Origin of the sequence: Pseudomonas sp. P108, from assembly GCF_032613195.1 — a bacterium.
Taxonomy (GTDB): domain Bacteria; phylum Pseudomonadota; class Gammaproteobacteria; order Pseudomonadales; family Pseudomonadaceae; genus Aquipseudomonas.
In genome coordinates this window covers 1192222-1216548 of the sequence record NZ_CP126691.1, presented here as the reverse complement: position 1 = coordinate 1216548, position 24327 = coordinate 1192222, and the positions used below count along the sequence as shown (strand labels likewise).

The window sequence follows — 24327 nt, the reverse complement described above, 5'->3', positions numbered from 1 at the left end:
AAATCCCCTGTAGGAGTGAGCCTGCTCGCGATAGCGGTGTGACATTCAACACCAATGTTGGCCGACACACCGCTATCGCGAGCAGGCTCACTCCTACATTTGATTTGTGTTGGGCATAAAAAACCGGGCGGCTTTTGGGCCGCCCGGTTTTGGGTGAAGGGCTACAAATGGGTTTCGGCGTATTCAGCCAGAATCGAGCGAGGCACCCCTTGCAGGGTGATGTGCACACCGTTGGGGAAATCCTTGAAGCGTTCGGTCAGGTAGGTCAGCCCGGAGCTGGTCGCGGACAGGTAAGGGGTGTCGATCTGTGCGAGGTTGCCCAGGCACACCACTTTGGAACCGGCGCCGGCACGGGTGATGATGGTTTTCATCTGGTGCGGCGTGAGGTTCTGGCATTCGTCGATCAGGATCAGGCTCTGCTGGAAGCTGCGCCCGCGAATGTAGTTGAGCGATTTGAACTGCAACGGCACTTTGCTGAGGATGTAATCGACGCTGCCATGGGTGTTTTCGTCATCCATGTGCAAGGCTTCGAGGTTGTCGGTGATGGCGCCCAGCCAAGGCTCCATTTTTTCCGCTTCGGTGCCGGGCAGGAAACCGATCTCCTGATCCAGACCCTGCACGCTACGGGTGGCGATGATGCGGCGATAACGCTTGCTGACCATGGTCTGCTCGATCGCAGCGGCCAGTGCCAGAATGGTTTTACCGGAACCGGCAGCACCCGACAGATTGACCAGATGAATGTCCGGATCGAGCAGCGCGTACAGCGCCAGGCTCTGGTAGATGTCGCGCGGCTTGAGCCCCCAAGCCTCTTGATGCAGCAGCGGTTCCTGGTGCAGGTCGAGGATCAGCAGCTTGGCCTCGTCAATCTCCTTGATCCAGCCGACAAAGCCCTGTTCGTCAATGATGAACTCGTTGATGTGCACCGCCGGCAGGTTGTCGATCAGTTGCACTTGATGCCAGGTGCGGCCGTGATCCTGACGGGTGTCGACCTTGCTCACGCGGTCCCAGAAAGAGCCGGTCATGTTGTGGTAGCCGTTGGGCAGCAGGGACACGTCATCGACCAGTTGGTCGGTGCTGTAATCCTCGGCATCAATGCCGCAGGCGCGCGCCTTCAGGCGCATGTTGATGTCTTTGGTGACCAGCACCACCGGTTTTTTCGGGTCGCGGGTGTGCAGGTCGATGAGTTGGTTGATGATTTTGTTGTCGTTCAGATGCTCGGGCAGAATCAGGTTAGATTCGGCCTGCTTGCTCATCAGAATTGACAGCAAGCCCTTCGGCCCGCCCTTGCCGCGCTGGATCGGCACACCCAGTTCGACATCTTCCGGGGACGCATCGCCCAGGGTCTTGTCGATCAGCCGGATGGCCTGACGGCACTCAGCGGCCACGCTGTGATGCCCGCTCTTGAGCTTGTCCAGCTCTTCAAGCACGGTCATCGGGATCGCGACGTGGTGTTCTTCGAAATTCAGCAGGGCGTTTGGATCGTGAATCAATACGTTGGTATCGAGTACATACAGGATTGGCTGGTTGGAGGAAGGGCTACGTCCGTGATCATCCATACTCGGTCACCTTTGTCAGAGCCAGTAGACGCAATACCTTGACGGTGCTGCGCCTCGAAGTGACTGCCGAAATCTCACCTGCGGAGATTCAAGTGACTGCAAACAAACGGGTCTTGGAAGACGCCACCTGTGTTGCAGGTTTCGGCGGTCTGTCTTCGTAATACTCCAAAACCCATGACATAAAAAAGTACTTTGACGGTTTTTTTAAGTTTATTTTGCAGAGTGACGAAAAGCCCTTGGCGGACTGCCCAGACCCCGCTAAAGTCGGAAGTCCACCTGCATCGAATCCTGCAAAAAAATCGCCCCAAGCCCAATGTTTCCGGGCTTTTGCCGTTTCTCAGCGAAACGCGTCCTGACAATCTTCCCAACCGATGCCGCTCTGCGCGGTTTGCGTGATCAGCCACGGCAACGAGGTCTTCACCGCGTCCTGTTTCATGTTGAAATTGATCACCCCGTGCCGCCACAACAGCATCAGCGTCAGTACCCGCTGCGCGCTCGCTGAGCCCTTGAGTTTGCCGGCGCTGTCCTGGGCATCAATGTCCCACAGCGCCACTTGCAGGCCCTGGGTATTGAAGAAACCTTGCCCATCGCTGCGACGCTGCCCTTCCGGCGGACGGAACAGCGGCACGTAGTTCTCCGGCAACTTGCTCTTCACCAGATCAGCACTGCGTCGCACCGAATCCTGCCAGTCCTGCCAGTGGCTGTGGGAACGGAACTCCCAACCCTGCACGCCGACGCACTGTCTCGAGAAACCGGCTTGCAGGCTGCTCACCGAACGATCAGCCAACCGCGCCTGAATATCCTTGCCCAACACGAAGAAGGTACCGCTCAGGTTGGACTTGCGCAGGTATTCGGTGAGCCAGTCAGTGTTGTCCGGTTGCAGGTTGGCGGCGCTGTCGAAGGTCAGCAAAAACAGCCGGTCATGCATCTCGTCGCCGTTACGCTCGTAGTCGCCGAAACGATCGATTTCGCTGCTGGTCTGCGGTGACAGCGCCGCCTTGCGCATCAGTTCGTCCAGATACTGCAAATGGAAGATCCGGCTCGGCTCGGCCCACTTGGTGTAATAGCTGTCGTCGCTGACCACGAACTTGGCCGCTTGCTCACGCAAGGTCGGCAGGTCTTCGACGAGGAAACAGAACGAGGCGTCCTGATCGCAGCTTTGCTGGGCGTAGTTGTAGTTGGCCAACAGGCGCTGCCAGAGGCGCTGGCGCAGGCTGTTGACCGCGTCGATGTTGATCGTGCGCAAGCCCAGCCGCTGAGCCAACGCGGCTTCGTCCATCGATTCGGTGCCCAGCAGGCCACGGGCGAACATGAGGATTTCCGCCCGGGACGCCACATCAAACAGCGTCGGGTTGCTGAGCTGCTCTGGCCAGGTGCTGCGATCCAGCGTCGCCACATCGCCCGGCGCCGCCACGGCACCGAAGCTCAACAGCCACGCGGTGAATAAAAGAACAATGCGCAAAAGGGATGTCTCCATAACAAAACCCGCGCGGCACTATAGCTGATGTGCAAGGCTGAAGGACGCCGCCCTCACCCCAGCCCTCTCCCGGAGGGAGAGGGAGCTGACCGAGTATCGCTTTCGATATCCGCCAATCGGAACTACCGAGTCGAACTCAAATTTTGAAACCAACGAAGATCGGCTCCCTCTCCCTCCGGGAGAGGGCTGGGGTGAGGGAAAAAATCCACCAGCCGTCGCAAATGCCGGTACTTACACCTGCCTATAACCCCCATAGCTGGAGTCAACACCGACAACCCCCTAGAATCGCCCCCACGATTAAAGGAGACGACTTCATGCTGATGGTGATTTCCCCCGCCAAGACCCTCGATTACGAAACACCGCCGGCGACCCAGCGCTTCACCCAGCCGCAATACCTCGACCATTCCCAGGCGCTGATCCAGCAACTGCGCGACCTGACGCCGGCGCAGATCAGCGAACTGATGCACGTGTCCGACAAGATCGGCGGGCTCAACGCCGCACGTTTCGGCAGTTGGACACCCGCCTTCACCCCGGACAACGCCAAGCAGGCGCTGCTCGCGTTCAAGGGTGACGTCTACACCGGTCTCGACGCACAGTCCTTCAGCGAAACCGATTTCGACTACGCGCAAAAACACCTGCGCATGCTCTCCGGCCTGTATGGCTTGCTGCGCCCGCTCGACCTGATGCAACCGTATCGCCTGGAAATGGGCACCAAATTGGCCAACGCTCGCGGCAAAGACCTTTATGCCTTCTGGGGCACGCGCATCAGCGAATGGCTGAACGAAGCGTTGGCCGATCAAGGCGACGACGTGTTGCTCAACCTCGCGTCCAACGAATACTTCTCGGCGGTCAAACGCACGGCCCTGAACGCGCGGATCATCAATACCGAGTTCAAGGATCAGAAGAACGGCCAGTACAAGATCATCAGCTTCTACGCCAAGAAGGCCCGGGGCCTGATGAGCCGTTTCGTGATCCAGGAAAAAATCAACGATCCGGCCCTGCTCAAACAATTCGATGTGCAGGGGTATCGCTACAACGCCGAGCAGTCGAAACCCGACAATCTGGTATTTCTGCGCGACCACGCCCCCGAATAAAGCATGCCTATTGCACGACTCTTTCTATAAAGAGTCGTGCAGCCTGCACGCTGTCAAAAATCCCCCGCCCCATTTCGCCATTTTACTGGCGCCAAAAAAACCTCCCTGTCTTTTCTAAGATTAGTTTCACTCGACACTGATCATTTTTTTCAGTAGTGGCACCTAAATTTTTTCACCGTAGTGGCACAAAACTATCTAACGTGATTTTTCGCCTGTTATTAAAGGTCGAAAACGAAAGTGCTATCAAATTGAGACTAGTGCCATCTCTGACAATATTTCAAGAAATTTCAGATTTCGCGATGAGCGGACAGGAACTTCGTCCGAATGCATAGCTCATACCACCGGTAACGATTCTCGCCGAGTTTGTACGAGATAACTTACGCGGAGCAGATAGCCATGTAACCAAGTTGTCACAGCAACTTGCCTAGATGACTAACTAGTCTCAAAACAGACGATGGACAGGAGATACGCACCATTAATATCCCCTACAAAGGCCATGACCGCGCCCTTATAAACGTGCTCGCCTGAGCACCCAACCGCTTGATTCACGGGACTTTCATCCTGACATCGAGCGCGCAGGACGATTGCACAAGAGTCTTCTCCAAAGAAGATCGGCTGCATAACAGGGCAAGTCATAACAACAAAGCCTGGTTGCGCACATCTTGAGTGCACTTATTTAGACACTCGAAACTTAGTATGCCTGCACACGGCATTGTGGCGCCTGTATGCCGCACTTTCGAGTGCACTAATGAACGCTGAACACCATTAACTCCGGCCTTCTAAGGCCTGATATATACAGAGGTAATTGCGATGCGCATCAGCATATTTGGTTTGGGTTACGTTGGCGCAGTATGTGCCGGTTGCCTGTCTGCACGGGGCCATGACGTAGTTGGCGTCGATGTTGCCAAAGACAAGATCGACATGATCAACGCCGGCAAATCGCCGATTGTAGAACCAGGCCTGGGCGAACTTCTGCAACAGGGTATTCAGACCGGTCGCCTGCGTGGCACGACCAACTTCGCCGAGGCGATTCGCGACACCGACCTGTCGATGATTTGCGTCGGCACGCCGAGCAAGAAGAACGGCGACCTCGAACTGAACTACATCGAAGCGGTATGCCGCGAGATCGGTTTTGTCCTGCGTGAAAAAACCACTCGCCACACCATCGTCGTACGCAGCACCGTACTGCCGGGCACTGTTGCCAACGTGGTGATCCCGATTCTCGAAGACTGCTCGGGCAAGAAGGCCGGTGTCGACTTCGGCGTTGCGGTCAACCCTGAGTTCCTGCGTGAATCCACCGCGATCGCCGACTACGACCTGCCACCGATGACCGTTATCGGCGAGTTCGACAAGGCCTCGGGCGACGTTCTGCAATCGCTGTACGAAGAACTCGACGCACCGATCATCCGCAAGGACATCGCCGTTGCCGAGATGATCAAGTACACCTGCAACGTCTGGCACGCGACCAAAGTGACCTTCGCCAACGAGATCGGCAACATCGCCAAAGCGGTCGGCGTCGATGGCCGTGAAGTGATGGAAGTGGTCTGCCAGGACAAGACCCTCAACCTGTCCCAGTACTACATGCGCCCGGGCTTCGCCTTCGGCGGTTCGTGCCTGCCGAAAGACGTGCGTGCGCTGACCTACCGCGCCGGCTCCCTGGACGTCGAAGCGCCGCTGCTCAACTCGCTGATGCGCAGCAACGAATCGCAAGTGCAGAACGCCTTCGACATCGTGGAAAGCCACGACAAACGCAAAGTCGCCCTGCTCGGCCTGAGCTTCAAGGCCGGCACCGACGACCTGCGTGAAAGCCCGCTGGTGGAACTGGCCGAGATGCTGATCGGCAAGGGTTACGACCTGAGCATCTACGACAGCAACGTCGAGTACGCCCGTGTTCACGGCGCGAACAAAGACTACATCGAGTCGAAAATCCCGCACGTATCGTCCCTGCTCAACGCGGACTTCGATTCGGTGATCGACAACTCCGACGTGATCATCCTCGGCAACCGCGACGAGAAGTTCCGCCCGTTGGCCCAGCAAGCGCCGCACGGCAAGCAGGTCATCGACCTGGTCGGCTTCATGGCCAAAGCCACCGACGCCGGTACTCGCACCGAAGGTATCTGCTGGTAATGCAGACCTAAGCGACAGGCTTCGAGCTGCAGTACTTGCAGCTCGAAGCTTGCAGCTTGAAGCCTCCCTTACCTTCGGAAGACGCTGATGAGCAAGCTCAAACATTTTTTTCTGCAATCAGCCGGCTGGCTTTTTTATCTCAGTCTGCTGATGGGCCTGGCCTTGATGCTGCCCACGTCCACGTTCGACTCCGAGTCGAAGGACTTCATTTTCCTGATTGGCGCCGTGGGTATCTGGCGCTACTCGATGGGTGCAACGCACTTTGTGCGCGGCATGATTTTTCTCTACATCGTTTACCCGCACCTGCGCCGCAAAGTGCGCAAGCTGGGTAAGGCGGCGGATCCGTCGCATGTGTTTCTGATGGTCACCAGTTTCCGGATCGACGCGCTCACCACCGCGCAGGTCTACAGCTCGGTGATCCGCGAAGCCATCGACTGCGAACTGCCGACCACCGTGGTCTGCTCGATCGTCGAAATGTCCGATGAGCTGCTGGTCAAGGCGCTGTGGGCGCGGATGAATCCGCCCGATCGCGTCAAGCTCGACTTCGTGCGTATTCCCGGCACCGGCAAACGCGATGGCCTGGCCTATGGCTTCCGCGCGATCTCCCGTCACCTGCCAGACGACCGCGCCGTGGTGGCCGTGATCGACGGCGACACCGTGCTCGGCGAAGGCACCGTGCGCAAGACCGTGCCGTGGTTCCAGCTGTTCGGCAACGTCGGCGGCCTGACCACCAACGAATTCTGCGAAGTACGCGGCGGCTACATCATGAGCGAATGGCACAAGCTGCGTTTCGCCCAGCGTCACATCAACATGTGCTCGATGGCCCTGTCCAAGCGCGTACTGACCATGACCGGTCGTATGTCGGTGTTCCGCGCCACCGTGGTGACCAACCCGGAATTCATCGCCGACGTTGAAAGCGACTCGCTGCAACACTGGCGTCTGGGCCGCTTCAAGTTTTTGACCGGCGACGACAAGTCGAGCTGGTTCAGCCTGATGCGCCTCGGTTACGACACCTTTTACGTGCCTGACGCGGCGATCAACACCGTTGAACACCCGCCGGAAAAAAGCTTTATCAAGGCCAGCCGCAAACTGATGTTCCGCTGGTACGGCAACAACCTGCGGCAGAACTCGCGAGCGCTGGGCCTGGGTGTGAAACGCCTTGGCGCCTTCACCTCGGTGGTGCTGTTCGATCAACGCGTATCGATGTGGACCTCCTTGCTCGGCCTGACCGTGGCGATCATCGCCAGCTTCAAATACGGCACCGCGTTCATCCTCGTTTACCTGCTGTGGATCGGCATCACCCGCCTGATCCTGACGTTGCTGTTGTCGTGTTCCGGTCACCGCATCGGCCCGGCTTACCCAGCGATTCTGTATTACAACCAGATCGTCGGCGCGCTGGTGAAGATCTACGTGTTCTTCCGCCTCGACCAACAATCCTGGACTCGCCAACCCACATCCCTGACCCGTGATCTCGCCAGCTTTCAACGTTGGTTCAACACCTGGTCGTCTCGGACCATGACCTTCTCCGCCGGCAGCATTTTTGTCGCCGTGCTGCTGATGATGGTCTGACCCGCCCCTATTGAATTAACAAGGAAATCGCCCCTATGAATACCGCCGTCAACGCCAACGTAGTGCATGAATCCGAAGCCCAGCGCCAACACGCCCGCGTGAAAATCCCGGCCAAACTGCGCTTCTTCGGTCCAGACCGGACGCCGGTTGAAGCGCGGGTCATCGACCTGTCTGCCGGTGGTCTGGCGTTTAACGCCGGGCAACTTCAGCTGACCATTGGCCAGGTGTACAAGGCGCGTCTGCAATTCGTCATCGACAACCTCGGCATCGCCATGGACGTTGAACTGCAAGTACGTTCCTTCGACCGCCAGACCGGCCGCGCCGGTTGCCAGTTCCAGAATCTGGAGCCGCAGGATATTTCCACCCTGCGCCACTTGATCACCTCGCACCTGGCCGGCGACATCGTCAGCATCGGCGAAGTGCTGGCGACCCTGCAGCGCGACAACTTCACCAAGGCACGCAAGGTCAAGGACGGCGGCTCCGGCATGACCCCGTTCGGGCGCCTGAAAGCAGTGACCTTCAGCGCCGGTATCTTCGCGGTCGGTCTGGTCGCGGCGGGGTTCATTTTCAAATCGGTATACGGCATGTACTTCGTCAGCCACGCGCAGGCCGGTCTGGTCAGCGTGCCGGGCATGAACATCACCATGCCGCGCGACGGCACCGTGCAGAGTCTGGTCAAGTCCGACGGCGTCGCGGCCAAAGGTGCGCCACTGGCGACCTTCAGCACCAGCATGCTCGATGTGCTCAAGGGCCATCTGGAAGAGGATCAGCTGTCGCCGGCCAAGGTTGAAGAACTGTTCGGCAAGCAAATGACCGGCACGCTGACCTCGCCGTGCGATTGCACCGTGGCCCAGCAACTGGTGGCGGACGGTCAGTACGCAAGCAAAGGTGATGTGATCTTCCAACTGGTGCCGCGCAACACCCAGGCCACCGTCGATGCGCGCTTCTCCTATCGCCAGTTCGGCGACGTGCGTCCGGGTACTCCGGTGAGCTTCCAGATCGCCGGCGAAGACAAGACCCGCACCGGCAAGATCGTCAGCAGCACCAGCCTGAAAAGCGCCGACCTGTCCTCCGATATCCGCGTACAGATCCAGCCTGACGAGCCGCTCGACAGCAGCCTCGCCGGCCGCCCGGTGGAAGTGAACAGCGACCGTGGCCCGAACCTGAACTGGCTGATCGACAAAGCCATGGCTGCCGGTCTTTAAGTCGAGGACATGCCTGTGACTACTCCACCCATCCTGAAAACACCGCGATCCCTGTGGGAGCTGGCCTGCCAGCGATTGGATCAGCGCGGTGTGTCTGATGTACCGCGTCGGCTGAATCGCGAGCAGGCTCACTCCTACATGGGAACGGTGTGTGCCTTGGCTTTGGCAGTCAGTCTCGCCGGTTGCGCCGGCCTGCCCGATCAGCGTCTGGCCAACGAAGCGCTCAAGCGTGGCGACACCGCCACCGCTGCGCAGAATTATCAGCAACTGGCCGATCTGGGTTACAGCGAAGCACAAGTCGGCCTCGCCGATATCCAGGTCGACAGCCGCGACCCTGCGCAAATGAAACAGGCCGAGGCGACTTACCGCGCCGCCGCCAGTGTTTCGCCGCGTGCTCAGGCGCGTCTTGGTCGCCTGCTGGTGGCCAAACCGGGTTCTACCGAAGCCGAACACCACGAAGCCGAAACCCTGCTGAAAAAAGCCGCCGCCAATGGCGAAGGCAATACGTTGATCCCGCTGGCGATGCTCTACCTGCAATACCCGCACAGCTTCCCGAATATCAACGCGCAGCAGCAGATCGATCAGTGGCGCAAATCCGGCTACCCGGAAGCGGGTCTGGCGCAGGTGCTGCTGTATCGCACTCAGGGCACTTACGACCAGCACCTGGATGACGTGGAAAAGATCTGCAAAGCCGCGCTCAACACCACCGACATCTGCTACGTCGAACTGGCCACCGTGTACCAGAAACGCGCGCAGCCTGAGCAACAAGCCGAGCTGATCAAGCAGATGCAGGCCGGTTACAGCCGTGGCACCGTCACCGCGCAGCGCGTCGATTCCGTGGCCCGTGTACTGGCTGATTCGACCCTCGGCAAGCCCGACGAAAAAACCGCGCAGTCGCTGCTCGAGCCGATCGCTCCGGGCTACCCGGCGTCGTGGGTGACCCTCGCGCAACTGCTCTACGACTACCCGGAACTGGGTGACGTCGATCAGATGATGAAGTACCTCGACAACGGCCGCGCCGCCGACCAACCGCGCGCCGAGTTGTTGCTGGGCAAGCTCTACTACGAAGGCAAAATGGTCCCGGCCGACGCCAAAGTCGCCGAAGAACATTTCCAGAAAGCCGTTGGCCGCGAAGTCGCCGCCGACTACTACCTCGGCCAGATCTATCGCCGTGGCTACCTGGGCAAGGTCTATCCGCAGAAGGCTCTCGACCATCTGCTGACCGCTGCGCGCAACGGCCAGAACAGCGCCGACTTCGCCATCGCCCAACTGTTCTCCCAAGGCAAGGGCACCAAGCCCGACCCGCTCAACGCCTACGTGTTCAGCCAATTGGCCAAGGCACAAAACACTCCTCAAGCCGATGAGCTGGCGACCACCCTCGCCGCGCAACTGCCGCCCGAGCGTCTGGCCGAAGCGCAACGTCTGCTGCAACAAGAGCAAGCCAGCCGTGGCGCTCTGAACCCGAACACGCTGCAACTGCACGCCCTGCAAGAAGAAGACGGCGAGGAAAAACTATGAAGCTGAATCCATTCGTGAAGGCCGGTATTGGCCTCACCTTCGCGCTGCTCTGGTCTTGCCCGACACTGGCCGCGATGACTGAAAGCAAAAACTTCGGCCTGGAAGTGAAAGTCACCGGCCAGTCCGAAGATGACCGCGACCTCGGCACCGCCAGCGGCGGCGACGTCAACGGCGTCGGCCTCGACCTGCGTCCGTGGATCTACGGCGAAAGCGGCGCGTGGAGCGCCTACGCCATGGGCCAGGCCGTGACCTCGACCGACATCATCGAGACCGACACCCTGCAACAATCCGACGGTGAACAAGCCACCGACAACGGTGATCGCAAAACCAAGAAAAACTACCTGGCGATGCGCGAGTTCTGGGTCGGTTACAGCGGCCTCACTCCGTACCCGGGCGAGATGCTCAAGTTCGGTCGCCAGCGTCTGCGTAATGACGACGGCCAATGGCGCGACACCAACATCGAAGCACTGAACTGGACCTTCGACACCACCCTGTTACGCGCCAACGCCGGTGTCGCCGAACGCTTCAGCGAATACCGCACCGACCTGAAAGAGCTGGCGCCGAAAGACAAGGATCGCCTGCATGCTTACGCCGATGCTGCCTATCAGTGGACGCCGGGCAACTGGGTCGGCATTCGCGGTCATCACACCCACGATGACGGCAAACTCGATTACGCCGAACCGGGTGTTCCGCGCGACTCGCTGGACAAGACCGAGAATGGCGACATCAGCTGGATCGGCCTGACCGCCGACAGCGACGCCTACAACTGGCGCAACACCAACACCGTCAACTACTGGGGCAGCATCACCGGCATGAGCGGCGACCGCGACACGGTCAACGCGCTGAACGCCGATGGTTCGCGCCCGGCGCAAGCCAAGCGTAGCGACGACGTCAACGGCTGGGCCACTGACATCGGTGTGCGCCTGCGCCTCGATCCGCAATGGCAAGTCGGCGGTGCCTATGCCCGTGCCAGCGCCGATTACGAGCAGACCGGTCTGGAGAGCAACCGCTCCAACTACACCGGTACCCGCTCGCGTGTTCACCGTTTCGGCGAAGCGTTCCGTGGCGAAATGAACAACATGCAGACCGCGACCCTGTTCGGTTCGTGGATGGTCAACGACGAGTACGACGCCAGCCTGATCTACCACAAGTTCTGGCGTGTCGACGGCAACAAGCCGGTGGGCAGCAACGGCATCAACGCCGTGGAAAACAACACCGACGACGCCACCGGCGCGATCCTCTCCAGCACCTCGCTGCCGCTTGAAGACGGCAACAAGGATCTGGGTCAGGAGATGGACCTGGTCGTCACCAAGTACTTCAAGCAAGGCCTGTTGCCGGCGGCGCTGAGCCAGTCGATCGACGAGCCTTCGGCCCTGGTGCGCTTCCGTGGCGGTGTGTTCAAACCGGGCGATGCCTACGGCAAGCAGGTTGATTCGTACATGCACCGCGCGTTCATCGACGTGATCTGGCGCTTCTGATGCAAACCGCCAAGGGAGTGCCCGACATGATCAGCACCAGGATAGGCTCACTCAGCCTGCTGGCCGGCGCGATGCTGCTGGCCAGCGCTGGCGCCTTCGCCAACGTGGAGCCGGCCAAGCCTGCGACCACGGCCAAGGAGCTGCAACAAGCCAAGACCTACACCGTCAGCAGCGCACCCACCGAGGCGCTGAATCTGGCCGCACCGAAACTGCCCGACCTTTCCGGCTTCACCGCCGAGGCCGCTGCGGCGAAAATCGTCCGTAGCAAACCGGGCAAGATCAGCGTGCGCCGGATGATGCAGGAAGACGCGCTGAAGGACTTCATCGGCGGCGACAACAAGATGGCCGAATGGGTGGTGCGTCAGCACGGTATCCCGCAGGCGATCTTTGTCGACGACGGCTACATGAATCTCAAGGACCTGGCGCAGAAACTGCCCAAGCAGTACTTCAGCGAGACCTCGCCGGGCGTGTACCTGTCGAAGCTGCCGATCGTGGTGGGCCGTAAAGGCATCCTCGAAATCGACGGCCAGACCCAGGAACTGCGCCTGTCGCAAGAGGCCGGGGCGTTCATGGTCAACGACGGCCAACTGTTCGTGCGTGACACCAAAGTCACCGGCTGGCGCGAGAAGGAAAACGGCCCGGCAACCTTCCGTTCGCCGAAGGAATTCCGCCCGTTTCTGCTCGCCTGGGGCGGCACCGAGACCTACATCGTCAATAGCAAGATGGCCAGCTTCGGCTACGCCAACAGTAAGTCGTACGGGGTGAGTATTTCCCAGTACACGCCGAACATGGCCAAGGTCCTCAAGCGCCCTGAACCGACTGGCTGGATCGTCGGCTCCGAGTTCTCCGACATGTGGTACGGCTTCTACTGCTACGAGACCCGCGACTTCGTGGTCAAGGGCAACACCTACAAAGACAACATCGTCTACGGCATCGACCCGCACGACCGTTCCCACGGCCTGATCATTGCCGAGAACACCGTGTACGGCACGAAGAAGAAGCACGGGATCATTATTTCCCGTGAGGTCAACGACAGCTTCATCTTCAACAACAAAAGCTTCGACAACCATCTCTCGGGCCTGGTGATCGACCGTAACAGCGTCAACAACATCATTGCCTACAACGAGATCTACAAGAACCACACCGACGGCATCACCCTCTACGAGTCCGCCGACAACCTGCTGTGGGGCAACAAGGTCATCAGCAACAAGCGCCACGGCATCCGCATTCGTAACAGCGTGAACATTCGCCTCTACGAAAACGTCGCCATGGCCAACGGCCTGACCGGCGTTTACGGCCACATCAAGGATCTGAGCGACACCGACCGTGACATCAAGCTCGACCCGTTCGATGCGCAGGTGTCGCTGATCGTCGTCGGCGGTGAGCTGGCGGCCAACGGCAGCGGCCCGCTGTCGATCGATTCGCCTTTGAGTGTCGAGCTGTATCGCGTGTCGATGCTGGCGCCGACCAAATCCAGCGGCATCAGCTTCAACGGCATCCTCGGCGAGCGCCAGGATGAAATTCTCGACCTGCTGGTGCGCCAGCAGAAAGCCGTGCTGATCGACCCTGTCGAACGCCAGACCGAAATGCAGGACTGAGGATAATTTTATGCACCCACACTTGATCAGATTACTCAGCCTGTCGGCCCTGACCGTGGGCATTCTCGCGGCCAGCAACGGCGCCCGCGCCGATGAAGGCGCCGCTGCCACGCCGCCAAAATTCAGCGCCGAACCGTGCTGCAATCTGTGCCCGGCCGCGCATGACGCGAAGAACTACACCACGCGTTATCAGCAAAACTTCACCACCCTGGTGCAGGCACAAGGCGACTGGTTGTTCCGGACTCAGGAAGATTTGCGCACCGAGTTCAACACCACCCCGGCCGGCTACAAACGCCTGCAACAACTGCACGATGCGTTCAAGGCCAAAGGCGTCGAACTGGTGATCGTTTACCAGCCGACCCGTGGTCTGGTGAACCGCAACAAGCTCAACCCGCAGGAAAAAGCCGCGTTCGATTACGAGAAAGCGCTGGGCAACTACAAGACCATGCTCGGCCGTTTCGCCAAGATGGGTTACGTGGTGCCGGACCTGTCGCCGCTGACCAACGAATCGCTGCCGGACACCCTGCCCGCCCACGATTTCTACTTCCGCGGCGACCAACACTGGACGCCATACGGTGCACAGCGCACGGCGAAAATCGTCGCCGAGAAGGTCAAGCAGATCCCGGCCTTCGCCGACGTGCCCAAGCGTGAATTCGAAACCAAACGCTCCGGGCGCATGGGCAAGACCGGCACCCTGCACAACATGGCCGGGCAATTGTGCGGCACCAGTTACGCGATCCAGTACATGGATCAGTTCACCACCGAGCCTAAGGGCGAGGCCGGTGACGGCGACCTGTTCGGTGATTCCGGCAATCCACAAATCACCTTGGTCGGCACCTCGCACAGCGGCAAGAACTACAACTTCGCCGGCTTCCTCGAAGAAGCCATCGGCGCCGACATTCTCAACGTCGCCTTCCCCGGCGGTGGTCTGGAAGGTTCGATGTTGCAGTACCTGGGCAGCGACGAATTCCAGAAGACGCCGCCGAAGATTCTTATCTGGGAATTCTCGCCGCTGTACCGCCTCGACCAGGAAACCATCTATCGCCAGATGATGTCTCTTCTCGACAACGGCTGCGAAGGCAAAGACGCGCAAATGTCCGCGAGCACCACGCTCAAGCCGGGCAGCAAACAAGAACTGCTGGTCAACAGCAAGAACCTGAACCTGCAGAACAGCAGCCATCAGGTCGACATCCGCTTCGCCGACCCTTCGGTGAAAACCCTGCAAGCCACCCTCTGGTACATGAACGGTCGCCACGAGGACATCAAGATCGAGAAACCGGAAACCTCCGACACCGACGGTCGTTTCGCCTTTGAGTTGCGCACGGACGAAGACTGGGCCTCGCAAAACCTGCTGGCGGTCGAAGTCCAGGGCCCGGAAGCGGGCACCGCGCCACAGAAAGTCGAAGCGAAAATCTGCAAACGCAACGTATTCCCGGGCGCTGGGCAACAAACCGCTCAGGTCGGGCAATGAGGTCTGCTATGCGAAACTCGAAACTGAAAACTCTTTTAGCGCCGACGCTGCTCGGGCTGGCGATGTTCGCCGGGGCGACTCAGGCCGCCGCGCCACTGCGTCCACCTCAGGGCTATTTCGCGCCTGTGGATAAATTCAAGACCGGTGACAAAAGCGAAGGCTGCGACGCGATGCCGACGCCGTACACCGGGCCGCTGCAATTTCGCAGCAAATACGAAGGTTCGGACAAGGCCCGCGCGACGCTGAACGTGCAGTCGGAAAAAGCCTTTCGCGACACCACCAAAGACATCACCACGCTGGAACGCGGCACCGCCAAACGGGTGATGCAGTTCATGCGCGACGGTCGTCCTGAGCAGCTCGATTGCACGCTGAACTGGCTGACCGCGTGGGCCAAGGCCGATGCGTTGATGTCCAAAGACTTCAACCACACCGGCAAGTCGATGCGCAAATGGGCACTGGGCAGCATGGCCTCTTCGTACATTCGCCTGAAGTTCTCTGACTCGCATCCGCTGGCCCAGCATCAGCAGGAAGCGCAGTTGATCGAGGCGTGGTTCAGCAAAATGGCCGATCAGGTGGTCAGCGACTGGGACAACCTGCCGCTGGAAAAAACCAACAATCACTCGTACTGGGCTGCATGGTCGGTGATGGCGACCTCGATCGCGACCAACCGCCGCGACCTGTTTGACTGGGCAGTGAAGGAATACAAGGTCGGCGTCAATCAAGTCGATGCCGACGGCTTCCTGCCGAACGAACTCAAGCGTCAGCAACGCGCTCTCGCCTATCACAACTACGCCCTGCCGCCGCTGGCGATGATCGCCAGTTTCGCCCAGGTCAACGGTGTTGATTTGCGTCAGGAAAACAACGGCGCGCTGAAGCGTCTCGGTGATCGGGTGTTGGCGGGGGTGAAAGACCCGGATGAATTCGAGAAGAAGAACGGCAAAGAGCAGGACATGACCGATCTGAAAGAGGACATGAAATTCGCCTGGCTCGAACCGTTCTGCACGCTCTACACCTGTGCGCCGGATGTGATCGAGAAGAAGCACGGCATGCAGCCGTTCAAGACTTTCCGGCTTGGCGGCGACCTGACCAAGGTCTACGACCCGTCGCATGAGAAGGGCAACAAAGGCTCATAAAGCAAAAGCCCCTCACCCTAACCCTCTCCCAAAGGGAGAGGGGACTGACCGAGGTGGCTGCGCGAGTTACGCCGAAATGAAATACCGAGTCGATCTCAGGTGTTGAAAAACAACCGAGATCAGGCTGCAAGGAAATACCGGTCGATCTCAGGTGTTGAAAAAAAACCGAGATCAGGCTGCACAGAAATATCGGGTCGATCTCCTTTTCTGAAAACCATGGAGATCAGGCTCCCTCTCCCTCCGGGAGAGGGCGGGGGGTGAGGGGCGCGGTCTGAAGGCCTCCCCGAAACCTCAAGCAGACACGCATCACCCCTCCACTACCACGGGGGGTTTGGGGGGGCTTTGGCCCTTGACTGTTGGTTCAAACATGGAGAGATCGGGATGGTATTTTCATCCAACGTGTTCCTGTTTCTGTTCTTGCCGATCTTTCTCGGCTTGTACTACTTGAGCGGGCAACGCTATCGCAACCTGCTGCTGCTGATTGCCAGCTACGTGTTCTACGCCTGGTGGCGTGTGGACTTCCTCGCGCTGTTCGCCGCCGTCACGCTGTGGAACTACTGGATCGGCCTCAAAGTCGGTGCCGCCGGCGTACGGACCAAACCGGCGCAGCGCTGGCTGTTGCTTGGCGTCGCGGTGGATCTGTGCATCCTCGGCTACTTCAAGTACGCCAACTTCGGCGTCGACAGCATCAACGCGATGATGACGTCGGTCGGTCTTGAGCCGTTCATCCTCACCCACGTGCTGCTGCCGATCGGTATCTCGTTCTACATCTTCGAGTCGATCAGCTACATCATCGACGTGTATCGCGGCGATACCCCGGCGACGCGCAACCTGATCGACTTCGCGGCATTCGTGGCGATCTTCCCGCACCTGATTGCCGGCCCGGTGTTGCGTTTCCGCGACCTCGCCGATCAGTTCAACAACCGCACGCACACCCTCGACAAGTTCTCCGAGGGCTGCACGCGGTTCATGCAGGGTTTCATCAAGAAGGTCTTTATCGCCGACACCCTCGCGGTGGTCGCCGACCATTGCTTCGCCCTGCAAAACCCGACTACCGGTGATGCCTGGCTCGGCGCGCTGGCCTACACCGCGCAGCTGTATTTCGACTTCTCCGGTTACAGCGACATGGCCATTGGTCTGGGCTTGATGATGGGTTTCCGTTTCATGGAAAACTTCAAACAGCCGTACATCAGCCAGTCGATCACCGAGTTCTGGCGCCGCTGGCACATCAGCCTGTCGACCTGGCTGCGTGACTATCTGTACATCACCCTCGGCGGTAACCGTAAAGGCACGCTGATGACCTATCGCAACCTGTTCCTGACCATGCTCCTCGGTGGTCTGTGGCACGGCGCGAACATCACCTACATCGTCTGGGGCGCATGGCACGGCATGTGGCTGGCGATTGAAAAAGCGCTGGGACTGAACACCTCGCCACGCAGCCTCAACCCGATCCGCTGGGCGCTGACATTCCTGCTCGTGGTCATGGGCTGGGTGATTTTCCGCGCCGAGAATCTGCACGTTGCCGGGCGTATGTACGGTGCGATGTTCAGCTTTGGCGACTGGTCGCTGTCGGAACTCAATCAGGCCAGCCTTACCGGTCTGCAAGTGGCAACTTTGGTTGTGGCGTACGTGACGCTGGCGTTCTTCGGCCTGCGTGATCTGTACACCAACCAGCCGCCGGTCAAGAGCAAACCTGAAGTCAACGTCGAGGCCAACGGCCCTGCCACCGCGACCCCGGGAATGATCAAGGCCGCGCCTGGCGAAAACCCGGCGAGCATCCACGAACCTGGCTACACCGTCGGCGTCGAAGCCCAGGTGCAACCGGCCTACTGGAGCGCGGACTGGTCGCGCTACGTGATGCGCGGCTTGATCCTGCTGCTGTTCATCGCCTCGATTCTCAAACTTTCGGCGCAAAGCTTCTCGCCGTTCCTTTACTTCCAGTTCTGAGGGATCTGACATGACCCGCTCATTACGCATCTTCTACATCGCCCTGTTCCTGGTGACCCTGTTGGTCCTCGGTCTGTGGTCAGTTCGCAGCTTCTTCGGCTTCAGCACCAACGCCGACGCGACGGTGCTCAACGGCCGCTGGACCAAGGCTGTGGAAACTCATTACGACGATGAATTCCCGATCAAGCGTCTGGGCACCAATCTCTGGGCCGCGCTGGATTTCAAACTGTTCAACGAAGGTCGTCCGGGCGTGGTGCTCGGTCGCGATCAGTGGTTGTACAGCGATGAGGAATTCAACCCGATCGTCAACGAAGAGCTGAACCTGCAAGGCAACTACGCGCTGGTCGAAGGCGTACGCCAGACCCTGAAAGAGAAAGGCGTGAAACTGGTGATGGCGATCGTGCCGGCCAAGGTTCGTTTGTACCCGGAGCATCTGGGTGAAGTTAAACCGGCGAGCATTCACGAAAATCTCTATCAGGATTTCCACCAGCGCGTGGCGGCCGACAAGATCCTCGCCCCTGACCTGCTCAAGCCATTGCAACAGGCCAAGCAAAACGGTCAGCAAGTGTTCCTGCGCACCGACACCCACTGGACGCCGGAAGGCGCCGAGATTGCAGCCAACACCCTGGCGAAAACCATCGCCGACAAGTTCCCGCTCAGCGGCGAGCCACAACGCTTCGTTACCACGCCGGCGGAGAAGGTCACGCACAAGGGCGACCTGCGCTTGTTCCTGCCGCTCGATCCGCTGTTTGAAAACCTGATGCCGGCGCAAGAGCCACTGCAAAAGCGCAACACCGTCGCAGCCGGCGATCAGCCTGCTGGTGATGACGCGCTGTTCGCCAGCAATGAAGTGCCAGTGGCACTGGTCGGCACCAGCTACAGCGCCAACCCCAACTGGAACTTCGTCGGTGCGCTGAAACAAGCGCTGCACAGCGACGTGGTGAGCTACGCCGAAGACGGCCACGGCCCGATCCTGCCGATGCTCAGCTACCTGAAAAGCGATGACTTCAAGAACAGCCCGCCACAGGTGCTGATCTGGGAGTTTCCTGAACGTTATCTGCCTGTGAACAACGAAATCGGCGACGCCGACCCGCAGTGGGTCGCAGAGCTTAAACAAGCCGGCGCACGCCAACAAAACGTAGCAATCAACACTAAATCCGAGACGCCCGATCGGGCGCAAAACTGAAAGAGAGGTACACCATGACTTTCACTACTACTCCTCGTCGTCTCGCTAAAAGCTTCGCTCTGGTTGCTGGCCTCAGCGTGCTTTCCGTGCCAGCCTTCGCCGGCGGCGACGCCGCACTGTACGGCCCGACCGCACCGAAAGGCTCGACCTTCGTGCGTGTCTACAACGCCAGCAACGCAGAAGTCAGCGCGACTGTCGGCAGCACCAATCTGAGCGACGTTGCGCCACTGGCCAGCAGCGACTTCAGCTTCATGCCGGGCGGCGATTACAGTGCCAAGGTCGGCAGCCAGACCCTGCCGGTGAAACTCGCCGGTGACCACTACTACACCCTGGTCAACAACGCTTCCGGCGCGCCGCAGCTGATCGAAGAGCCGCCGTTCAAGAACAAGCAGAAATCCCTAGTGCGCGTGCAGAACCTCAGCGACAAGCCGCTGACCCTGAAGACCGCCGACGGCAAGACCGACGTGGTGCCGAACGTCGCCGCCAAGGGCCGTGGCGAACGTGAAATCAACCCGGTGAAAGTCAGCCTGGCGCTGTACGAAGGTGACAAGAAAGTCGGCGACGTAAAACCGGTCGCCCTTGAGCGCGGTGAAGCTGCGGTGCTGTACGTCACCGGCAGCGGCAGCAGCCTGTCGCCAGTCTGGGTAAAACGCCCGGTATCGACTCGCTAACAAATTTTCCTAACTGACGCAGTCCCCCATGTGGGAGCGAGCCTGCTCGCGAATACGGTCTGACATCCAACATCAATGTCGACTGATACGCCGCTTTCGCGAGCAGGCTCGCTCCCACCCTTGACCGGGTTGTCAGTTCGGATACGAGACCAAAACAAGAGTGAAACGACACAGCGTTCGTGCCTCTAACCAATCGATTTTATGGAGTAAACAATATGATTCCGGTGATCTTGTCAGGTGGTAGCGGTTCGCGTCTCTGGCCGCTTTCGCGTAAGCAGTTCCCTAAGCAATTCCTCGCCCTGACCGGCGAACACACACTGTTCCAGCAGACCCTCGAGCGCCTGGTGTTCGAAGGCATGGACACCCCGATCGTGGTCTGCAACAAGGATCACCGCTTCATCGTCAACGAGCAGTTGAGCAACCGCAATCTGGAATGCCAGCGCATCCTGATGGAACCGTTCGGCCGCAACACCGCACCGGCCGTGGCGCTGACGGCGATGATGCTGGTCAATGAAGGCCGTGACGAGTTGATGCTGGTGCTGCCGGCCGACCACGTGCTGGAAGACCAGAAAGCCCTGCAACGTGCATTGGCTCTGGCCACCGTCGCCGCCGAAAATGGCGAAATGGTCCTGTTCGGCGTGCCGGCGACCAAACCGGAAACCGGTTATGGCTACATCAAATCCACCGGCGATTCGCTGCTGCCCGAAGGCGTCAGCCGCGTTTCGCACTTCGTCGAAAAACCTGACGTCAAACGTGCCACCGAGTACGTCGAATCCGGCGGTTACTACTGGAACAGCGGCATGTTCCTGTTCCGCGCCAGCCGCTTCCTCGAAGAACTGAAAAAGCACGATCCGGACATCTACGACACCTGCCTGCTGACCCTCGAACGCAGCCAGCAAGACGCCGACACCATCACCTTCGACGAAGCCACCTTCGCCTGCTGCCCGGACAACTCCATCGACTACTCCGTCATGGAAAAAACCCAGCGCGCCTGCGTCGTGCCGTTGACCGCCGGCTGGAGCGATGTCGGTTGCTGGTCGTCGCTGTGGGAAGTCAACGAGAAGGACGCCAACGGCAACGTCACCAAAGGCGATGTGGTGATTCAGGACAGCAAGAACTGCATGATCCACGGCAACGGCAAACTGGTGTCGGTGATCGGTCTGGAAAACATTGTGGTGGTCGAGACCAAAGACGCCATGATGATCGCCCACAAAGACAAGGTTCAGGGCGTCAAGCAAATGGTCAACACGCTCAACGAGCAGGGCCGCAGCGAAACCCAGAACCACTGCGAAGTCTATCGTCCGTGGGGCTCGTACGACTCGGTCGACATGGGCGGGCGTTTCCAGGTCAAGCACATCTCGGTGAAACCGGGCGCGTGCCTGTCGCTGCAGATGCATCACCACCGCGCCGAACACTGGATCGTGGTCAGCGGCACCGCCGAAGTGACCTGCGATGAAAACGTGTTCCTGCTCTGCGAAAACCAGTCGACCTACATCCCGATCGCCTCGGTGCATCGCCTGCGCAACCCGGGCAAGATCCCGCTGGAAATCATCGAAGTACAGTCGGGCTCGTACCTGGGCGAAGACGACATCGAACGCTTCGAAGATATCTACGGCCGCTCCACCCCGATCGAACGTGGCGTGTCGGTGAAGACCATCGCGCAATAACGTTCAGTAGAACAAGAAGCCCCCGTCCAGCCCACTGCGTCCCCTATCCGCAGCGGGTTGGGCGGGGGCTTTTTTTGTTCGAAGTCTGTGTCGTCTGAACCGGCCTCTTCGCGAGCAGGCTCGCTCCCACAGTTGTCCGCATTCCAAAAGTGGGAGCGAGCCTGCTCGCGAAGAGGCCCGGTCAGACACCGCAAGTCCCCATGCCCATCGCCAACCTCACCTACGCTTAGGTAGGATGACCCTCTCTCTCCTCGAGGTTGTGCGCATGTTCATCGGCATTCTGCTGGTCATTACCTGGTTGATCCTGCTGTTGCGCTACCCGGCCAAGGCCTTGCCGGTCTCGGTGGCGGCGGCGATTGGCCTGGGCTTTGTGGCCATGTGGGTGGTGTGGCTGGACAACCGCGAGATCAAGCAACTGGCGCGCCTTGAGATGCGTATCGCGTACGCCCCGAAGCAATGCCCGGCCGATCGTCCGTTGCAACTGAAAATGAAAAACGCCAACGACGTGCCCCTCACCGAGCTACGCTGGCGCATTGCAGCCTATGCGCCGGGCGACACGGTGAATCTGGCCGACAACCAATACACCGCGCCACGCTATCGCGGCCCTGGCGAACTGCAAGCCGGCGGCGAATGGGAAGACTGTCTGCCGATGCCGCCGCTGCGCCCCGGTTATCGCCCGCAAACCCTGGAGTTTCGCGCCGAGCGATTGCAGGGTAGTTTCTCCGACTGATCCCCTTCCCCACTCTATTTGCACAAGGAATGCGCCATGCCCGTTGCGTTGATTACCGGTTGTTCCAGCGGCATCGGCCGTGCCCTCGCCGATGCGTTCAAAGCCGCTGGTTTCGAAGTCTGGGCCAGTGCGCGCAAGGCTGAAGATGTCGCGTTGCTGGCATCAGCCGGATTCACCGCCGTGCAACTCGACGTCAACGACAATGCGGCGCTGGAGCAACTTGGCGAGCGGATCAACCAGCAACACGGCGGCCTCGACGTGCTGATCAACAACGCCGGTTACGGCGCCATGGGGCCGCTGCTCGACGGCGGTGTACCGGCGATGCAGCGCCAGTTCGAGACCAATGTGTTTTCGATTGTCGGCGTCACTCGCGCGTTGTTTCCGGTGCTGCGCCGGGCCAAGGGTCTGGTGGTGAATATCGGCAGTGTGTCCGGTGTGCTGGTCACGCCGTTTGCCGGTGCTTACTGCGCCTCGAAAGCAGCCGTGCACGCGTTGAGTGATGCCTTGCGCATGGAACTCGCGCCGTTTGGTGTACGCGTCATGGAGGTTCAACCGGGGGCGATTCAATCGAGTTTTGCCAAGAACGCCGGGCATGAAGCCGAGCAGTTGATCAATGAACAATCACCGTGGTTTCCACTGCGTGAAGGCATCCGCGCACGGGCCAAGGCGTCGCAGGACAAACCGACGCCGGCCAGTGAGTTTGCGGCGGTGTTGCTCAAGGCTGTGCAACAGAGCAAACCGCCGCGGTTGATCCGCATTGGTAATGGCAGCCGGGCGTTGCCGTTGTTGGCGGCGTTGTTGCCCAAGGGCTTGCTCGAATCGACGTTGATGAAGCGGTTCGGATTGCGCGCAAAGCTCTGAACTAGAGTCGACACCTTCGCGAGCAAGCTCGCTCCCACATTGGCTATCTGTCACACCGAAGATCTCCTGTGGGAGCGAGCTTGCTCGCGAAGAGGCCAGAAAATACACCTCAAACACTCAGGCGCAGCCCTTCATGAAATCAATGAACGCTCGCACTTTCAGCGGCAAATGCCGGGTGTCCGGGTACAGCGCATACACCCCTTGCGGCGCAAACCGGTAATCCACCAGCAAACGCTGTAACCGCCCCGCATCAAGATCGTCCTGAATCAGCCATTGCGGCAAAATCGCCACGCCTTGCCCGGTCAACGCAAACGCCCGCAGCGTCGCCGAGTTGTCCGCGACGATGGCAGTGGTTCCCGGTTTTGGCTGGTAGAAATGCTCCACGCCGTGCGGATCAATCACGGTCATTTCCGGCACTCGTCCATGCCCTAACGTCGGCATCGACTCCAGCGTGGCCAGCGTGACCACCGGTGCAAAGCGCTCGACCAACCCTGGTGCCGCCACGGCAAATATTTCGAACGTCGACAACTGCACCGCACGCAGATTGGAGTCGTGCATGCGCCCCAGCCGAATCGCCATGTCAAAGCGCTCGGAAATCAGATCGGCATGGGTCGAAGACGTCGACAAATGAATGTTCAGTTGCGGTTGCTGCTGGCGAAACACCTCCAGCGCCGGCACCACCTGAGCCAAGGCAAACTCGACAGTCGTGGTGATGCGCAGTGTGCCTTTGAGTTGTGCGTGTTCGGAACGCGCCTCTTCGATCGCCAGCCGCGCCTCATCCAGCGTGCGCAAACAGCGTCGATAAAAGCGTTCACCGGCATCGGTCAGCGCCAGTTGCCGGGTATTGCGCGTGAGCAAGGTCACGCCCAGTTCTTCCTCCAGGCGCTTGAGGTTGAAGCTGACCACCGCGCGCGTCTGCCCCAGCGTATCGGCGGCAGCGGTCAGCGAACCGGCCTCGACCACGGCTTTGAAGGTGTCAAAACGATCCAGGCTGACCATATCCACGGCACTCCTTGTCAAAATAATTTTGACAAACTAG

General features: G+C 59.5%; 18 protein-coding genes. 15 read left to right on the top strand and 3 right to left on the bottom strand.

Annotation, left to right across the window (positions count from 1 at the left end; translation table 11 throughout):
• Nucleotides 1–161: 161 nt before the first annotated feature.
• Nucleotides 162–1556 (bottom strand): PhoH family protein, encoded by a 1395-nt coding sequence (locus QOM10_RS05155; RefSeq protein WP_016985016.1) that lies wholly within the window; start codon nt 1554–1556, stop codon nt 162–164.
• A 337-nt stretch (nt 1557–1893) separates the two neighbouring features.
• Entirely contained in the window at nt 1894–3033 is a 1140-nt protein-coding gene (locus tag QOM10_RS05150; RefSeq protein WP_410479203.1) for a polysaccharide deacetylase family protein, read from the bottom strand.
• A 314-nt stretch (nt 3034–3347) separates the two neighbouring features.
• Between QOM10_RS05150 and yaaA the strand changes: the two genes are divergently transcribed.
• The 15 genes from yaaA to QOM10_RS05075 all read left to right on the top strand — a co-directional run bounded on the left by yaaA (nt 3348) and on the right by QOM10_RS05075 (nt 23288).
• Nucleotides 3348–4127 (top strand): peroxide stress protein YaaA, encoded by a 780-nt coding sequence (gene yaaA / locus QOM10_RS05145; protein ID WP_316917705.1) that lies wholly within the window; start codon nt 3348–3350, stop codon nt 4125–4127.
• An 810-nt stretch (nt 4128–4937) separates the two neighbouring features.
• Nucleotides 4938–6254, top strand: coding sequence for a nucleotide sugar dehydrogenase (locus QOM10_RS05140; protein WP_007914305.1), 1317 nt, complete (start codon nt 4938–4940; stop codon nt 6252–6254).
• Between the two features lie 87 nt (nt 6255–6341).
• Entirely contained in the window at nt 6342–7823 is a 1482-nt protein-coding gene (alg8, locus tag QOM10_RS05135) for a mannuronan synthase (RefSeq protein WP_150776501.1), read from the top strand.
• A 35-nt stretch (nt 7824–7858) separates the two neighbouring features.
• Complete coding sequence (locus QOM10_RS05130) at nt 7859–9028, top strand: alginate biosynthesis protein Alg44 (protein ID WP_105705589.1); 1170 nt, start codon at nt 7859–7861, stop codon at nt 9026–9028.
• 15 nt (nt 9029–9043) lie between these two features.
• The gene (algK, locus tag QOM10_RS05125; RefSeq protein ID WP_177413848.1) at nt 9044–10546 is read left to right on the top strand and encodes an alginate biosynthesis TPR repeat lipoprotein AlgK; all 1503 of its coding nucleotides are present in this window, start codon (nt 9044–9046) and stop codon (nt 10544–10546) included.
• Nucleotides 10543–12024 carry an alginate export family protein gene (locus tag QOM10_RS05120; protein ID WP_316917704.1) on the top strand — a complete coding sequence of 494 codons (1482 nt, stop codon included), beginning with the start codon at nt 10543–10545 and terminating at the stop codon, nt 12022–12024. Before algK ends, QOM10_RS05120 begins: the two co-directional genes overlap by 4 nt.
• Nucleotides 12025–12050: 26 nt before the next feature.
• Entirely contained in the window at nt 12051–13622 is a 1572-nt protein-coding gene (algG, locus tag QOM10_RS05115) for a mannuronan 5-epimerase AlgG (protein WP_316917703.1), read from the top strand.
• A 10-nt stretch (nt 13623–13632) separates the two neighbouring features.
• Complete coding sequence (locus QOM10_RS05110) at nt 13633–15093, top strand: alginate O-acetyltransferase (protein ID WP_077571213.1); 1461 nt, start codon at nt 13633–13635, stop codon at nt 15091–15093.
• A gap of 8 nt (nt 15094–15101) precedes the next feature.
• Nucleotides 15102–16226 (top strand): mannuronate-specific alginate lyase, encoded by a 1125-nt coding sequence (locus QOM10_RS05105; protein ID WP_316917702.1) that lies wholly within the window; start codon nt 15102–15104, stop codon nt 16224–16226.
• A 381-nt stretch (nt 16227–16607) separates the two neighbouring features.
• On the top strand, nt 16608–18173 hold the full coding sequence (locus tag QOM10_RS05100; protein WP_137219189.1) for an MBOAT family O-acyltransferase: 1566 nt from the start codon (nt 16608–16610) through the stop codon (nt 18171–18173).
• Between the two features lie 10 nt (nt 18174–18183).
• Nucleotides 18184–19359, top strand: a complete 1176-nt coding sequence (locus tag QOM10_RS05095; protein ID WP_316917701.1) for an alginate O-acetyltransferase — start codon at nt 18184–18186, stop codon at nt 19357–19359.
• A gap of 14 nt (nt 19360–19373) precedes the next feature.
• Entirely contained in the window at nt 19374–20030 is a 657-nt protein-coding gene (locus QOM10_RS05090) for an alginate O-acetyltransferase AlgF (RefSeq protein WP_007914291.1), read from the top strand.
• A 215-nt stretch (nt 20031–20245) separates the two neighbouring features.
• Complete coding sequence (locus QOM10_RS05085; RefSeq protein WP_077571209.1) at nt 20246–21697, top strand: mannose-1-phosphate guanylyltransferase/mannose-6-phosphate isomerase; 1452 nt, start codon at nt 20246–20248, stop codon at nt 21695–21697.
• A gap of 265 nt (nt 21698–21962) precedes the next feature.
• Nucleotides 21963–22427: a multidrug transporter gene (locus QOM10_RS05080; protein WP_137219188.1), complete on the top strand. Its 465-nt coding sequence runs from the start codon at nt 21963–21965 to the stop codon at nt 22425–22427.
• 36 nt (nt 22428–22463) lie between these two features.
• Nucleotides 22464–23288: an SDR family oxidoreductase gene (locus QOM10_RS05075; RefSeq protein WP_316917700.1), complete on the top strand. Its 825-nt coding sequence runs from the start codon at nt 22464–22466 to the stop codon at nt 23286–23288.
• Between the two features lie 117 nt (nt 23289–23405).
• Here QOM10_RS05075 and QOM10_RS05070 read toward each other — a convergent pair whose 3' ends face one another.
• Nucleotides 23406–24287 carry a LysR family transcriptional regulator gene (locus QOM10_RS05070; protein ID WP_316918365.1) on the bottom strand — a complete coding sequence of 294 codons (882 nt, stop codon included), beginning with the start codon at nt 24285–24287 and terminating at the stop codon, nt 23406–23408.
• Nucleotides 24288–24327 lie beyond the last annotated feature (40 nt).

Excerpts from the sequence above, each read along its gene's own strand:
- QOM10_RS05100 (WP_137219189.1), top strand. The coding sequence starts at position 16,608 with ATGGTATTTTCATCCAACGTGTTCCTGTTTCTGTTCTTGCCGATCTTT.
- QOM10_RS05090 (WP_007914291.1), top strand. The coding sequence starts at position 19,374 with ATGACTTTCACTACTACTCCTCGTCGTCTCGCTAAAAGCTTCGCTCTG.
- QOM10_RS05085 (WP_077571209.1), top strand. The coding sequence starts at position 20,246 with ATGATTCCGGTGATCTTGTCAGGTGGTAGCGGTTCGCGTCTCTGGCCG.
- alg8 (WP_150776501.1), top strand. The coding sequence starts at position 6,342 with ATGAGCAAGCTCAAACATTTTTTTCTGCAATCAGCCGGCTGGCTTTTT.
- QOM10_RS05070 (WP_316918365.1), bottom strand. The coding sequence starts at position 24,287 with ATGGTCAGCCTGGATCGTTTTGACACCTTCAAAGCCGTGGTCGAGGCC.
- QOM10_RS05130 (WP_105705589.1), top strand. The coding sequence starts at position 7,859 with ATGAATACCGCCGTCAACGCCAACGTAGTGCATGAATCCGAAGCCCAG.
- QOM10_RS05095 (WP_316917701.1), top strand. The coding sequence starts at position 18,184 with ATGACCCGCTCATTACGCATCTTCTACATCGCCCTGTTCCTGGTGACC.
- QOM10_RS05080 (WP_137219188.1), top strand. The coding sequence starts at position 21,963 with ATGTTCATCGGCATTCTGCTGGTCATTACCTGGTTGATCCTGCTGTTG.
- algG (WP_316917703.1), top strand. The coding sequence starts at position 12,051 with ATGATCAGCACCAGGATAGGCTCACTCAGCCTGCTGGCCGGCGCGATG.
- QOM10_RS05075 (WP_316917700.1), top strand. The coding sequence starts at position 22,464 with ATGCCCGTTGCGTTGATTACCGGTTGTTCCAGCGGCATCGGCCGTGCC.
- QOM10_RS05120 (WP_316917704.1), top strand. The coding sequence starts at position 10,543 with ATGAAGCTGAATCCATTCGTGAAGGCCGGTATTGGCCTCACCTTCGCG.
- QOM10_RS05110 (WP_077571213.1), top strand. The coding sequence starts at position 13,633 with ATGCACCCACACTTGATCAGATTACTCAGCCTGTCGGCCCTGACCGTG.
- QOM10_RS05105 (WP_316917702.1), top strand. The coding sequence starts at position 15,102 with ATGCGAAACTCGAAACTGAAAACTCTTTTAGCGCCGACGCTGCTCGGG.
- QOM10_RS05155 (WP_016985016.1), bottom strand. The coding sequence starts at position 1,556 with ATGGATGATCACGGACGTAGCCCTTCCTCCAACCAGCCAATCCTGTAT.
- yaaA (WP_316917705.1), top strand. The coding sequence starts at position 3,348 with ATGCTGATGGTGATTTCCCCCGCCAAGACCCTCGATTACGAAACACCG.
- QOM10_RS05140 (WP_007914305.1), top strand. The coding sequence starts at position 4,938 with ATGCGCATCAGCATATTTGGTTTGGGTTACGTTGGCGCAGTATGTGCC.
- QOM10_RS05150 (WP_410479203.1), bottom strand. The coding sequence starts at position 3,033 with ATGGAGACATCCCTTTTGCGCATTGTTCTTTTATTCACCGCGTGGCTG.